Source organism: Gluconacetobacter sacchari, assembly GCF_014174255.1.
Classification (GTDB): Bacteria; Pseudomonadota; Alphaproteobacteria; order Acetobacterales; family Acetobacteraceae; genus Gluconacetobacter; species Gluconacetobacter sacchari.
Genome location: NZ_JABEQJ010000007.1, coordinates 22,814 through 36,393 on the forward strand (window position 1 = coordinate 22,814; position 13,580 = coordinate 36,393).

Genomic DNA, 13,580 nt, shown 5'->3' on the forward strand with positions numbered 1-13,580 from the left:
CAAGCCGGGACGGCACGATCGCGGCCGGCCATTTCCGTCAGGCCTCTGTCGGGAAACAATGAAAAAACCCTAATCGTCTATGCATGTGCAATGCCTTCCGCACCATGTCGCGGCAGTCAAGTCCCGTAAGCAACACCGAAAAAGTATTAAGAAAAAGTACCCTTGACCCTTCGATCCGCAAGGGAAATGCGCTAATCTCCGAATACGACCGTTTTGTTGCCGTTCAGGATCACCCGGTCGTCCAGATGGCAGCGCACGGCGCGCGACAGCACGCGCCGTTCGATGTCCCGCCCCTTCCGCACCAGGTCGTCGGGCGTGTCATTGTGGCTGACGCGTTCGACATCCTGTTCGATGATCGGGCCTTCATCGAGGTCGGCCGTGACGTAATGGGCCGTGGCGCCGATCAGCTTCACCCCGCGCGCATGGGCCTGATGGTAGGGGCGCGCGCCCTTGAAGCCCGGCAGGAAGGAATGGTGGATATTGATGCACTGGCCCGCCAGCCGCGCGGACAGGGAATCCGACAGCACCTGCATGTAGCGCGCCAGTACGACCAGTTCCGAATTGGTCTGCTGCACCAGGCTCCACAGCCGTTCTTCCTGTTCCGCCTTGTTGTCGCGCGTGACCGGCAGATAGTGGAAAGGAATGTCCCCCATGTCGATATGGGCGTAGGTCTCGCGCGGGTGATTGGCGACGATCGCGGTCGGATTCATCGGCAGTTCGCCGATCCGCCAGCGATAGAGCAGGTCGACCAGGCAATGGTCGAATTTCGAGACCATCAGCAGGACCCTGCGGCGCAGCGCGCGGTCATGCAGCGTCCAGCTCATGCGGAAGCGCGACGCCACGGCATCCAGCCGCGCCCGCAGCCATTCGGTCCGCTCGGTATCGGGCCGCCCGGTGAAGACGACCCGCATGAAGAACACGCCGGTTTCGGTATCGTCGAATTGCTGGGCTTCGAGGATGTTGCCGTCGGCCTCATATAACGTGGTGGCGATCGCCGCCACGATGCCGGGCCGGTTGGGGCAGGACAATGTCAGCGTCCACGTTGCCGGGCCTCGCCCCCCATGATCCGTCATGTCGGACAATCCACGAACGCACGCTCCGAAAAACTCATGCCCACCACAATAGGCGCCGGCTGTCGGAACTCAAGCCCCCCGGGTGGGCTCCGCCGGGGGGCGTACCGCCTTCCACGCGGCATCGAGCGCGTCGGCCATCGTGTCGAACGGAGCACTCCAGCGCGCCTCGGGACACGTAGCACCGCCCGCATCGCCGATCGCGGCCCGCCAGCGCGGCGCGTGCGTGTGGCCGGGCACGCGTTCGAGGCGCACGACCCGGTCGTCGGGAATGCGCGACAGCAGGCGGGCCAGACGGCGTTCCGGCGTCATGGGCGTGGCGTAATTATGAGACATCGGCCTCGATCTCCTGTCATGAAGGCTTGTCGGCGGGCGTCCGAACGGCTTCAACACGCATTATTCCCGACGATCCGCGCAGAATGACGCGCAGAATGAAAAGGAACCTTCGTGTCCCCCTTCCCCGGACTCCTGCCCGACGAAGCGGTCGACAGTGTCGCCCACCTGATCCAGACCGCGCTGACCCCGATCTTCATGCTCTCGGGGATCGGCACCCTGCTGAACCTGTTCAATACCCGCCTGGCCCGGGTATCGGACCATATCGAGAAGGCGAACGAAACACTGGAGACCACCCAGGAGAAAGCAAAACGCCACTATCTGCACCAGCATATCCGACATCTGCACCGGCGCACCCTGCTGCTGGACGCGTCGATCCTGCTGGGCGCGGTCGGCGGGGCGTCGACCTGCGGCGCGGCGTTCGTGCTGTTTCTGGGCAGCCTGCGGGATTCCTCGGTGGCGTCGTGGCTGGTGGTGATGTTCGGCCTGGCGCTGGCCTGCACCGTCGGCGCGCTGGCCACCTTCCTGTGCGACAGCCTGCTTGCCTGGCACGGATTGCGCGTGACTACATCCTGGGCACGATCGGTACGGCCGAACGGCTGAACGATCGACCCCGCGGGGTGCCGATCGTCTCATTACAAATATGAAAGGCCATAAAATGGGCATTATGCCTGTTTTGTAGCCATTTTTTGCCAGACCCAGGTCGCCCACGGGCGCTCCGCACAAAAAATCGTCAGGAATCACCGGTTTCGTTTTTTCGATGCGGTGAAATAAACAGGGCGCTGTTTACAAATTGAACAGACTATTCAGCCCGTGGTTACTATGCGTTTTTCAAGCATCTGGTCTCATGTTCTTTTGCATTGCGAGAAACCGAATTTCGGTGTTGGTTCCGCCCCGACGCCAACTCATAGGATTTTGGATAATGCTTATTCAGGAAATCGGTAACCTTGTCGCCAGCTCGATGAACGTCGTGACGTTCCTGCCGCTGATCGGGTTCCTGCCGGCCGTTGCCGCGCTGATGCTTGCCACCGCCGTCGCCGACCGCATCGCTTGATGCGGCGGCTTTGGCCTGCCTGATGGCAGGCACGGGATCCGGCATCGGCCGGATCGGGATGGCCGTGCCATCCACCCGGCGCCCTTTTCGGCGCCAGACCGCGAGGCCTACGGCGTGCCGTCGGTCGGGTCGACCGCGTAGGCGGACAGGTCCAGCGTGCGATGCACCACGCCCTGGGCGCGCAGGAACGCCATGAACGTCCGATAGCGTCGCGCATCGAGCCGCGCCGGCTGCTTGCATACCCGTGGCAGCGTCGCCGTCCAGGCGGCACGGTTCAGTTCCGTGTCCAGTTCCGGGTGATCGTGTATCGCCTGAGCCAGGATCTCGGCAGGGTGGTTCAGCAGGGTGTTGGTGCCTTCCTCCAGCGCCTGCATGAACCGGACGATCTTCGCATCGTGGGCATGGTCGCGCGGGGCGAGGAAAATCAGCTCGTCATTCAGCGGAACGCCATGTTCCTCGGGATAGAAGGCGACCGGGTCGAACCCTTTCTGGCGCAGGTCGATCAGTTCGTAGGTCCGCGTCGCCCCGATCACCGCATCGACCGCATGCGACATCAAAGCCTGTTCGAGCTGGAAATTGACGTTGACCTGCCGCACATCGGACAGCGACAGGCCGACCGAGCCCAGCATCGCGGCCAGTACGGCGTCATCGACCCCGGCCATCGAGATGCCGATCGTCCTGCCCTTGAGATCCTTCAGCGATGTCAGTCCCGGCGCCGCGATCAGCGTATCCAGCGGGGTGTCGATCAGCGTGCCGACCCGGACCAGCGGGATGCCCTGGTCGGCCAGCATGCCGAGCTGGGTTTCGTAGGAAATCGCCAGGTCGGCCTGGCCCGCCGCCACCAGGCGCGCCGGCGATCCGGGGTCGGACGGTGCGATCAGGCGGACCCGCACCCCGTGCCGGCGGAAGGCGCCGCTGTAATCGGCCGCCAGCAGGGCCGCGTGATCGGCGTTGAGGAACCAGTCGAGGATCACCGTCACCGTTTCCGGCGCCTCGGCCCGGGCCGCCGGCGGGCCGAGGAGCAGGAACGCCATGAGGACCAGCAGGCGCGGCAGGATGGTCATGTGTGCTCTCTCTCTCTTCTTTCCTTTTCAAGAAAGAACAGGCTTTGCCTCACGGGGGCGTCGGGCCGAACAGACCGATATCTAGATGCTTGCCTGTCGAATAATTCAACCCGGCCACCCGGCCGAATTCGATGACGTCCAGCCCATCGGCGCGCAGGCGCGCGCGGAAGGCGGGCTCGTCCTTTCGATCCACCAATGCCAGGCCGCAGGCGCGATTGTCACGCAGCACGTCGGCCGCCTGGCTGGGTCCGACCAGGACGGTATTCTGACCCACCAGGAAGACCAGGCTGGGCTCGGAGAATGAGGGGGAGACGACCAGCGTGTCGGGGCAGGGGCGGTAATCATCGACCAGTGCCGCCAGGCGCGGGCTGAGCCAGAGCGTCTTGAGGGCGGGAATCACGGTCATGAACAGGCCGACATGAATGATGACCGCCGCCGCCACCGCCGACAGGGCGGCGCGCAGCACCCGGCGGCGCAGCAGAAGCCAGCAGGCGACCGCCAGAAGCGGCAGCGCGCCCACCGGCACCAGCAGCGAGGCCGGCACCATTTCATGCTCCAGCCGCCACAGCAGCACGGGACCGGCCACGGACAAGACGATCCCGACTGCCAGCCACAGCGCGCCATACAGCGCCAGCGCCGCCCGGGCAACCCGCGATGCCGGCCAGTGCCAGCGATCGGGCGCCGCCATGATCGCCGCCGCCGTGAGCAGGGCGATCGCGGGATAGGTCGGCAGCACATAGTGCGGCAGTTTGGTCGCGATGGCTTCGAACACCAGCCAGTGGGGCACGATCCAGCACAGCAGGAAGCGCACCGGCGGCGCATGACGCCGTGCCCATATGAAAGGCAGCGCCATCACCGCGAACAGCGATCCGGGCCAGAAGGCCAGCAGGAAGACCGCCAGATGATAGCCCGGCGGCAGGCCGTGCGCCTGCTGCCCGCTGGCGACCTTGCCGAGGAAATTGGTGCCCACGGCGCGCGAGAAGAAATCGCCATGGCTGACCACGCCGATCGCGATGCACCAGGGCAGGACGATCGCCAGCATCACCAGCCAGCCCCAGGCCGGCCGCAACCGGCGCCACCAGTCGATGCGCCGCTCCACCAGCGCCAGGGCCAGCGGCGTGCCGAAGCCGGGGATCAGCACCACCGGGCCCTTCAGCATCAGGCCCGCGCCGAGCGCCACCCAATAGAGCAGGGCGGCGGAGACGGGGGTGGGCTGGCCCTTTTCACGATCGAGATAGGCCCGCAGCAGGCCGGTTTCGGCCAGCAGTACCGTCAGCAGCAGGGTGCTGTCGATGGTGGCCATGCGGCCTTCCGCCGTCAGCAGGACCGAGACCGCCAGCAGGGCCGCCGCGAGCAATCCGCTGGCCGGGCCGAACAGCGTGGCGCCGATCCATGCCGTCAGCACCACCGATGCCGTGGCCGCCAGCAGCGACGGCACGCGATAGGCCCACGGCGCGCGGCGTTGCAGCGTGCCGGTGGCGGCCACCGACGCGGCCTCCAGCCAGTAGATGCCGGCCGGTTGCAGATAGCGCGGCTGGTCCTGGAAGCGGACATCGACGAAATCGCCGCTGCGCAGCATCTGCGCGCTGGCTTCCATGTAACGGGGCTCGTCCCGGTCCAAAGGCGGGAGGCTGGCCCGGCCGGGCAGCAGGAGCATGAAGACGCCCAGCGCGAGCAGAAGATAATGGCGCACGGTCAGCCGTGTCATCCGGCACGTCTCCTCGGGAGGGATCGGGATGGGAAACCGCCGCCCGTGGGCTGCGAAAAGCCTCTTACCGTTCGATGACCCTGCGCGGCAACCGGGTACGGTTGATCAGCCACATCACACCCAGCAGATCACGGATCCCGACCAGGGCGCGGTTCAGATTGGTATATTTCGACGCGCCGTGCAGCCGGTTGCGGTGCCGGACCGGCTGGCACAGCAGCGGCGCGCCGTAATGGCCGAGCAACGCCGGCAGAAAGCGATGCACGCCCTCGAACTGCGGCAGGCGCATGAAATCCGCCCGCTGGAACAATTTCATCGGCGCGCCGGTATCGGGGCAGCCGTCGCGCAGCAGGCGGCGGCGCAGCCCATTGGCCAGCCGCGTCGCCACGCGCCGCGACAAGGTATCACGCCGCCGCAGCCGGACGCCGACCACCAGCGGCGCCGGACCCTGGGCGTTCAGCGCCATGTCCAGCATACCGACGATTTCCATCGGATCGTCCTGGCCGTCGCCGTCGATGGTGGCGATCCAGCGTCCGTGCGCGGCTTCGACACCGACACGCAATGCCGCGGATTTGCCGCGTCGGCGATCGAGGCTGAGGATGCGCACGTCCGGCAGGATGCCCTCGGCCCGGGCGGCGAGCAGGGCATCGACCGTACCGTCGGTACTGCCGTCATCGATGAAGAGGATTTCGCACGGGGGCAGCGCGCGGACGGCCTGGGCGAGTTCCACGCATACGGGGCGAATGTTCTCCGCCTCGTTCAGCACCGCCACCACGATGGAGAGGATCGGTTCCAAACGCTCAGGCGGCGCGATGGGACAGGGCGGACGGCAGGTCCGCGACCACACGATCGACGATCTGCTGGCCCGATTCGGCCGGGAGGGCCACGGCCAGCGCGTCCCGCGTGGCCTGGACCGCGACGTCGATCGCGATCTGGCGGACCTCACGCACCGCGCTCCGCTCGGACGCGGCGATGCGGTCGCGGGCCATCTGCTCGCGCCGGGCGGCAATGGCCTCGGCCTCGCGCTTCGCGTCCTCGGCGATGCGGCCGGCCTCGGCCAGCGAATGCTCGACCAGGGCGCGGGCCTCGGCCAGCGCCGCCTCACGCTCGCGCGTGGCGTCTTCGAGCATCTGCTCGGCCTCGCGACGCAGGCGCGCGGCCTCGTCGAGGTCCGCGCGGATACGCTCGGCCCGCGCGTCGAGGGCGGTGACCAGCGGTGCCCAGATCTTCCTGCCGAACAGAATGAAGAAAAGGAAGAAGGCGACGGCCGACCAGAAACGGGGTTCGTGCAGCATGGTCTTGAACCTGTTCCTTTATTGTGTCGCGATCAGAAGCCGCGCGCCGTGGCGGCGTGGTCCACCGTCCGGGCGACCGTTTCAGCGGGCACCGATGCGCCGGTGACCTGCCGGACCAGCGCCTGCGCCGTTTCGTCCGCGATCTGGCGCAGCGACCCCAGGGCCGCCGTCCTCGCCGCCGAGACGCGTTGTTCCGCCTCGTGAATCTCGGTCGCCAGGCGGGCGTTCATCTCCTGCGTCTGCCGCAGGGCGGCGAGGCGCGCATCCTCGATCACCTTGTCGACATTCGCCTGTGCCTCGGCCATCGCGGAGCGACGGGCCTGGTGCAGTTCATCCACCGCGCTGTCGGCCTCGGCCTTCGCGCGGTTGGCGATGTCCAGATCATTGCCGATCGTCTGCCGGCGGCTGGTCAGCACCGATTCGACCTTCGGCAGCGCCGACCGGCTGAGCAGCAGGTACAGCACCAGGAAGATCACGGCGCCCCAGACCACCTGGCCGATGACCAGGGGATTGGCGAAATCGAGCTGCGGCATGCCCACGGCCCGCGCACCCGGCGCGGCCATCACCATCACGGGCAAGGCCAGCGCGAGCGGCGTCAGGAAAGACGCCACCCGGCGGATGTTTGAGGCCGCGGAACGTGCCACGTCGGTCTCCGGTCTCAGACGAACAGGATCAGGAAGGCGATCAGCAGGGCATACAGGGCCACGGCTTCCGTCAGCGCGAAGCCGAGCATGCCCAGGCCGAACACGTGCGGACGCGCGGCGGGGTTGCGGGCGATGCTGCTGACCAGCGTGGAGAAGATGTTACCCAGGCCGATGCCGACGCCGGCGAGGGCGATAACGGCGATACCGGCACCAATTTCCCGGGCTGCAGCGATGTCCATAGCGAGGCTTTCCTTGTTTGGTTCAGGCGTTCAAAAGGGCTGGGGCGGCGCCGCGGTCAGTGCGCGACCGCCTCCCGCAGGTAGATGCAGGTGAGGATCGCGAAGACATAGGCTTGCAACGCACCCACCAGCAATTCGAGCGCCATCAGCGCGACATTGATGACCACGGGACCGACGGCGAGCACGTCGCCGATCAGCCCCAGCCCGGCCAGCATGATCGTGAAGGCAGCGAACATTTCCAGCATCACGTGGCCGGCCACCATGTTGGCGAACAGACGGATCGACAGGCTCACGGGACGGGAGAGGAACGAGAGGATTTCGATCGGCACCAGCAGGGGCGCCAGCGCGGCCGGCGCGCCGGCGGGCATGAAATGCGCGAAGAATTTCGCGCCCTGCACCTTGAGCGAGACGATCACCGACAGCACGAACACCATCAGCGCCAGCGCGACGGTGACGGCGACATGGCTGGTGAAGGCGAAGGAAAAGGGCAGCAGGCCCAGATAATTGCCGGCCAGGATGAAGAAGAACAGCGTGAAGACGAACGGGAAGAACGCGCGCCCTTCGGGACCGATCGTGTCCACGGCCATATCATGGATGAAATCGTAGCAGATTTCGGCGGCCGCTTGCAGACGGCCCGGCACCACGGCCCGGGGACGCATGCCGACATAGAGGAACGCCAGCACCGCGACCGATGCGACGATCATCATAAGGGGCGACTGACTGAAACGCAGCGCCTCGCCCAGGCCACCCAGAACGGGATGGAGCTCGAACTGACCCAATGCGTCGATGGTGGATCCGGCCGCCAACTTCGTCTTCCCTTTACCGATCCGGTCCCGCCTGCGGGTCCGGCTTGTCCTCCAGGGCGTCCTGCGGCCTGACCAGACGCCAGACATTCAGTACGCCCGCGGCCCCGCCCAGCAACGAAAACAGGATCAGGAACAGCGGGCGACAGCCCAGCCAGCGATCCAGCCCCCACCCCATCGCGACCCCGACCACCAGGCCAGCCACCATTTCGGTGCCGGCCCGCAGAACGGTGCCCACGGTGGTCATGTCGCCACCTTGCCCTGTCGCCTGGGCTGCCAGGTCCGGATTGTTCCGATCCATGGCCTGCTTCAGGCGCCTGTCGAAGGCGTGACGGGAGCTGTCCGTTTCCTTACCCAATTTTTACACCTCCAGGCGGGTGCAGGCGCTAGCTAACGACGCGGCAGAAACCTGTCAAGCAAACGCTTTTGTTTCAGGACACGGAAAAGAGGCGCCCTTCCTCCATCACGGGCGGAAGGGGTAATAGTTCCCGGCATGCACGCCCCCCAGGGGACGAAGCAGCCTATATTAATGCATTATTTGAATATCAACCATACGACTGTTGCATGAAACCTACGGGTGGGCGCTGCCGCCCGGGATATCGTCATAGGCCGCGCTGCCGGGAAACGGGCCGGCCTGGGGCGCCGCCGCCGGGGCAACGCGGATGATCTGTCCGAGCGACGGACCGATTTCGCGCGCGTCGATCGCGGTGCCCAGCGCGCTGGTGCTGCCATTGCCGACCGCGTGCAGGGCGTGGCCCGGCTGGAGCCAGGCGGTCAGCCGCGTCGCCTCGGACGGCGTGAGATGGACCGTGGTGTAATCCTGCATCACCGCGCCCACCAGCCGGCCATGCAGGCTGTAGAGCGGTGCGCGCACGGTGCCGTCCACCACGATATCGGGCCCGGAGGTGGCGACCGGCAACCGGGCCGAGATCGTCTCGGCATCCTCGAGCGCGCGGCCGCGCTGGTCTTCGATCTCGTAGGCGCGGACGATCGGCAGGGAACGCCCGCGCAGGCCGCGCGCCGAGATCCTTTCGCCCGGCTTGACCAGGCCGGCCACCGCCAGCCCCAGCTCGTGCGAGCACAGGACCTGGGTACCGTCGGTCAAGATCACGCCGTCGATATCGCCGCCCGGGGTCGGCAGGTAATGCGCCACCGTGCCGGTCACCACCGGCAGGGGCGAGAGGTCATAGGGCGAAACCGCCTGGCTGGCCGCCATCGCCGGGCCGGCGATCAGGACTGACAGGCCGGCCGTCGCCGGCAGAAGGGAGGAACGCCGCGAATTCGCCATGCCTGTGCTCGTTTCTGCCTGATCGTCTTCGTCAATCGTCCCGGAACGGTTTCGCCGGGCGGGATAGTCAAATCGATCCCGCCCGGCGCGGCAATCCCCGGAAAAGGAGGATCAGTGCCGGAAGTGGCGCATGGCTGTGAAGACCATGGCGATGCCCGCGCGGTCGGCGGCGGCGATCACCTCGTCGTCGCGGATCGAACCGCCGGGCTGGATCACCGCCGTCGCGCCCGCCGCGATCGCCGCTTCCAGCCCGTCGGCAAACGGGAAGAAGGCATCGGACGCCACGACGCTGCCCTCCGTCAGGGGCCGGTCCAGGCCCGCGGCGCGCGCGGCGTCCGCCCCCTTGATCGCGGCGATGCGCGCGGAATCAACCCGGCTCATCTGCCCCGCGCCGATCCCGACCGTGGCCTGGCCCCTGGCGTAGATGATGGCGTTGGATTTCACGTGCTTGCACACGCGGAAGGCGAAGATCAGGTCCGCCATCTCGGCCTCGGTCGGGATGCGCCGGGTCACCACCTTGAGATCGGCGGGAACGATGCGGCCATTGTCGCGCGTCTGGGCCAGGAAGCCGCCGGCGACCGAGCGGACGACCACCCCGCCCGCGGCCGGGTCGGGCAGCGCGCCGGTCAGCAGCAGGCGCAGGTTCTTCTTGCGGGCCAGGATCTCGCGGGCCTCGTCCGTCGCGTCGGGCGCCACGATCACCTCGGTGAAGATCGCGGCGATCCGCGCCGCGGCCTCGGCGTCCAGTGTCCGGTTCAGCGCGACGATGCCGCCGAAGGCCGAGACCGGATCGCAGCGCAGCGCCATGTCCCATGCCGTCGACAGGCTGTCGGCGGTCGCGATCCCGCACGGGTTGGCATGCTTGACGATCACCACCGCCGGCGCGTCGAATTCCGCCACCGCCTCGAACGCCGCGTCGGTGTCGTTGAGATTGTTGTAGGACAGCGCCTTGCCCTGGATCTGCCGCGCGGTGGCCACGCCGGGCCGGGTGCTGCCGTCGGCGTAGAAGGCGGCCTGCTGGTGCGGGTTTTCGCCATAGCGCAGGCTTTCGCGGCGCTGGCCCGCCACCGTCAGGCGCTCGGGCAGCGCGTCGCCGCGCCGGGCGGCGAACCACGCCGCGATCGCCGCGTCATAAGCCGCGGTGCGGGCATAGGCCGCCCCCGCCAGCGCGCGCCGCGCGTCCAGCGTGGTGCCGCCTTCGGACAGCGCCGCGATGATGGCGCCATACTGCGTGGGATCGGTCAGCACCACGACGTGGTCATGGTTCTTGGATGCCGCGCGGATCAGTGCCGGGCCGCCGATATCGATATTCTCGATACAGTCCTCGGCCCCCGCGCCGGAGGCCACCGTGGCCTCGAACGGGTAGAGGTTCACCGCCACCAGGTCGATCGGCGCGATGCCGTGCCTTTCCATCTGCGCGACATGGGCCGGCAGGTCGCGGCGGCCCAGGATGCCGCCATGGATCTGCGGCACCAGCGTCTTGACCCGGCCGTCGAGGATTTCGGGAAAGCCGGTATGGTCCGAGACCTCGGTCACCGGCACCCCGGCCTCACGCAACGCGCGGGCCGATCCGCCGGTCGAGAGGATCTCGGCACCATGGGCCACCAGAGCGCGGGCGAGGTCGAGCAACCCCGTCTTGTCGGAAACGGAAATCAGGGCACGGCGGACCGGCACGGGCGTCTGGGTCATCGCGGGGGCGACCTTTCACGATTGGGCAGGCAGGAAAGCCCGCGTCCTTAGTCCAACCCGGGCGGGAGGGGCAACAGAGCCGTGTCTTCGGCGGGAGGGTCTTCTGTTCTTTTTTGAAAAAAAGAACCAAAAAACTTTGATTCGGTCAGGAGTTTTTCGCTGGGAACATACGAGGCCCCTGAACGGATAAAAGTCTTTTTGCTTCTTTTTCTTCAGAAGAAGAAGAGACCTTTCCGCACCGCCTCGATCAGATCTTCCACTATCGGCAAAGGCGCGCCATCCAGGCTGGCGACCGGACGCGCCGACAGGCTGTTGACCAGAATCAGACCATCGGACAGGTCGTACGGCGTCAGCGACGCCTCCTCGACCAGGCCGGCCGCCAGCAGCACGGCCCGGGCGATGCCGGGGAGCGCGCCGTCGCCGACCGGCGGCGTTACCAGATGCCCGTCCCGCGCGGCCAGCACGGTGCTGACGGTGCTTTCGGCCAGCCGGCCGGCGCCGTTCAGCAGCAACGCGTCATCGGCGCCGCGCTGCTCGGCCTCCAGCCGGGCCAGGATGTTCGGCAGGTAGTTCAGGCTCTTGATCCGCGACAGGGGTGAGTCCGCGTCGCGCCGGATCCGGGTGCTGACGATCAGGCGCGCGGGGCCCGGCGCGGGGGCGGGCGGGAAGGGCGTGATCAGGAGCGTGGGGTGCGGCCGGGCGGGCGGCAGGAGGCCGCGCGGACCGGTGCCGCGCGTCAGGGTCAGGCGCAGGCCGCCCTCGTTCAGCATGTTCCCGCGCAGCACCTGATGCAGGGCGTCCTCGATCATGTCCAGATCGGGTTCGGGAAAAAACAGGGTCGCCGCGCCGGCCCGCAGCCGGTCGAGATGGCGGGGGAGGTGGGCGATATGGCCGGCCGAGACGCGCATCGTCTCGAAGAGCCCATCCCCCAGCGTCAGGCCGCGATCGGCGGGATCGATCCGCGCCTGGTCCCGCGCAACCAGTTGGTCGTCAAGCCACAGGACCGTCATGGCGCCGCCTCGGGGCGGTCGCCGAACAGGGCCAGCAGGGGAGCGATCTTGAGGCACATTTCGGCGTATTCCCGCTGGGGGTCCGACAGGATCGTGATCCCGCCGCCCGCCGCCGCCACGATCGTATCGGCGGTCGTGGCCAGGGCGCGGATGACGACTGAACTGTCCATGGTGCCGTCGGTTCCGATGCGGAAGACGATCCCGCAATAGGGGCCGCGACCCGATGCCTCCAGTTCGTCGATGATCCGCATGGCCTGGTGCTTGGGCGCGCCCGTGACCGATCCGGGCGGCAGGGAGGCATGGAGCAGATCGATGGCGTCCCGTCCGGGCGCCAGCGTGGCCGCGACCTCGGAGACCAGGTGGTGGACATGGGCGAAGGTTTCGACCGACAGCAATTCGGGGACGTTGACGCTGCCGATCCGTGCCACGCGGCCGAGATCGTTGCGCATCAGGTCCACGATCATCAGGTTTTCCGCCCGCTCCTTGTCGTCCGCCGCCAGTTCCGCTCGGAGGCGGTCGTCCTGTCCCGGCGTGGTGCCGCGCGGGCGTGTCCCCTTGATCGGCCGGGTGCGGGCCACCCGGTCGCGGTCCAGATGCACGAACCGTTCGGGCGAGGCCGACAGCAGGCCGAACCCGCCGCAGGCCAGCCACGCGCCGAACGGCGCCGCCGAGGCGCGGCGCAGGGCGCGATAGATGTCGCAGTCGGCCAGGCCCGGCGGCCGGCGGGCAAGGTGGCGGCCGGTGATGTTGACCTGAAAGATCGCGCCGGACGCGATCCGCTCCACCGCCGCCGCCACGGCGGCGGCATAATGGGCTGGCGACAGGTCGGGCGTGAACGTCGCGCGCGGCAACGCGGGCGGCGGCGGAGCCGGGGGCATGGCGCCCCATTCGGTGCGGAAGGCGGCGAACAGCGGCGCGGGGTCGGGACGGATCGTGGCCAGATGGACCTGGCGCCGCACACGGTCGAACAGCATCGCGTGGTCGTACAGCGCCGCCGACAGGTCGGGCCGGGCCGGATCGGATTCGTGGCGGGTGGCGATCGCCTCGGCCCATTGTCCCACGGCGTAGCCGGCCAGGCCGATCACCCCGCCGGCGAACGGCCAGGGGCCGGTATCCGCCACCGGAGCCAGGGCCAGCAGGTCGCGCAGCGCCGCCAGCGGATCGGTGCCGGCGAGGGGCACGCCATCACGGCGGCAGGTTCCACCGCGCCACTCCAGCACGTGGAGGGGACGGCGGCACAGGATGGCCCAGCGCGCGCGGGGGCCGGGCGCGCCGCCGCTGTCCAGGCAGGCCAGCCAGGGTTCGTCCCGCCAGGCCCACAACAGGTCGTCCGGATCGCGCCAGGGCAGGTCCATGGTGCGGACGGTGCCGGCTGGCCGGGCCATC

The 13,580-nt window shown here is 67.8% G+C and carries 16 protein-coding genes; 2 read left to right on the forward strand and 14 right to left on the reverse strand.

Annotated features, from left to right (window positions below):
- Positions 1–191: 191 nt before the first annotated feature.
- Both purU and HLH48_RS06945 read right to left on the reverse strand, forming a co-directional pair.
- Entirely contained in the window at positions 192–1,073 is an 882-nt protein-coding gene (purU, locus tag HLH48_RS06940; RefSeq protein WP_182996774.1) for a formyltetrahydrofolate deformylase, read from the reverse strand.
- A gap of 69 nt (positions 1,074–1,142) precedes the next feature.
- The gene (locus HLH48_RS06945) at positions 1,143–1,406 is read right to left on the reverse strand and encodes a hypothetical protein (protein WP_182996775.1); all 264 of its coding nucleotides are present in this window, start codon (positions 1,404–1,406) and stop codon (positions 1,143–1,145) included.
- A 111-nt stretch (positions 1,407–1,517) separates the two neighbouring features.
- Between HLH48_RS06945 and HLH48_RS06950 the strand changes: the two genes are divergently transcribed.
- Both HLH48_RS06950 and HLH48_RS23530 read left to right on the forward strand, forming a co-directional pair.
- Positions 1,518–2,006 carry a DUF2721 domain-containing protein gene (locus HLH48_RS06950; protein ID WP_182996776.1) on the forward strand — a complete coding sequence of 163 codons (489 nt, stop codon included), beginning with the start codon at positions 1,518–1,520 and terminating at the stop codon, positions 2,004–2,006.
- Positions 2,007–2,325: 319 nt separating this feature from the next.
- Positions 2,326–2,457 (forward strand): hypothetical protein, encoded by a 132-nt coding sequence (locus tag HLH48_RS23530; protein ID WP_264812735.1) that lies wholly within the window; start codon positions 2,326–2,328, stop codon positions 2,455–2,457.
- Between the two features lie 107 nt (positions 2,458–2,564).
- On the opposite strand, the gene HLH48_RS06955 is transcribed toward HLH48_RS23530, so the two are convergent.
- The 12 genes from HLH48_RS06955 to HLH48_RS07010 form a co-directional block, all read right to left on the reverse strand.
- The gene (locus HLH48_RS06955; RefSeq protein ID WP_182996777.1) at positions 2,565–3,521 is read right to left on the reverse strand and encodes an ABC transporter substrate-binding protein; all 957 of its coding nucleotides are present in this window, start codon (positions 3,519–3,521) and stop codon (positions 2,565–2,567) included.
- 49 nt (positions 3,522–3,570) lie between these two features.
- Positions 3,571–5,229 (reverse strand): ArnT family glycosyltransferase, encoded by a 1,659-nt coding sequence (locus HLH48_RS06960; RefSeq protein ID WP_182996778.1) that lies wholly within the window; start codon positions 5,227–5,229, stop codon positions 3,571–3,573.
- A 64-nt stretch (positions 5,230–5,293) separates the two neighbouring features.
- A complete protein-coding gene (locus HLH48_RS06965; protein WP_220795028.1) occupies positions 5,294–6,022 on the reverse strand; it encodes a glycosyltransferase family 2 protein in 729 nt (242 codons plus the stop codon).
- Between the two features lie 4 nt (positions 6,023–6,026).
- A complete protein-coding gene (locus tag HLH48_RS06970) occupies positions 6,027–6,521 on the reverse strand; it encodes a F0F1 ATP synthase subunit B family protein (RefSeq protein WP_182996779.1) in 495 nt (164 codons plus the stop codon).
- A gap of 32 nt (positions 6,522–6,553) precedes the next feature.
- Positions 6,554–7,165 (reverse strand): F0F1 ATP synthase subunit B family protein, encoded by a 612-nt coding sequence (locus HLH48_RS06975; protein WP_264812736.1) that lies wholly within the window; start codon positions 7,163–7,165, stop codon positions 6,554–6,556.
- Positions 7,166–7,179: 14 nt separating this feature from the next.
- Entirely contained in the window at positions 7,180–7,404 is a 225-nt protein-coding gene (locus tag HLH48_RS06980; RefSeq protein WP_012224283.1) for an ATP synthase subunit C family protein, read from the reverse strand.
- Positions 7,405–7,460: 56 nt separating this feature from the next.
- Positions 7,461–8,210: a F0F1 ATP synthase subunit A gene (locus HLH48_RS06985; RefSeq protein WP_182996780.1), complete on the reverse strand. Its 750-nt coding sequence runs from the start codon at positions 8,208–8,210 to the stop codon at positions 7,461–7,463.
- Between the two features lie 13 nt (positions 8,211–8,223).
- Complete coding sequence (locus HLH48_RS06990; protein WP_182996781.1) at positions 8,224–8,565, reverse strand: AtpZ/AtpI family protein; 342 nt, start codon at positions 8,563–8,565, stop codon at positions 8,224–8,226.
- Positions 8,566–8,778: 213 nt separating this feature from the next.
- Complete coding sequence (locus HLH48_RS06995) at positions 8,779–9,495, reverse strand: hypothetical protein (RefSeq protein WP_182996782.1); 717 nt, start codon at positions 9,493–9,495, stop codon at positions 8,779–8,781.
- A gap of 111 nt (positions 9,496–9,606) precedes the next feature.
- On the reverse strand, positions 9,607–11,184 hold the full coding sequence (gene purH, locus HLH48_RS07000) for a bifunctional phosphoribosylaminoimidazolecarboxamide formyltransferase/IMP cyclohydrolase (protein WP_182996783.1): 1,578 nt from the start codon (positions 11,182–11,184) through the stop codon (positions 9,607–9,609).
- Positions 11,185–11,396: 212 nt separating this feature from the next.
- Positions 11,397–12,194, reverse strand: a complete 798-nt coding sequence (locus tag HLH48_RS07005) for an aminotransferase class IV (RefSeq protein WP_182996784.1) — start codon at positions 12,192–12,194, stop codon at positions 11,397–11,399.
- Complete coding sequence (locus tag HLH48_RS07010) at positions 12,191–13,579, reverse strand: anthranilate synthase component I family protein (RefSeq protein ID WP_182996785.1); 1,389 nt, start codon at positions 13,577–13,579, stop codon at positions 12,191–12,193. Before HLH48_RS07010 ends, HLH48_RS07005 begins: the two co-directional genes overlap by 4 nt.
- Position 13,580 lies beyond the last annotated feature (1 nt).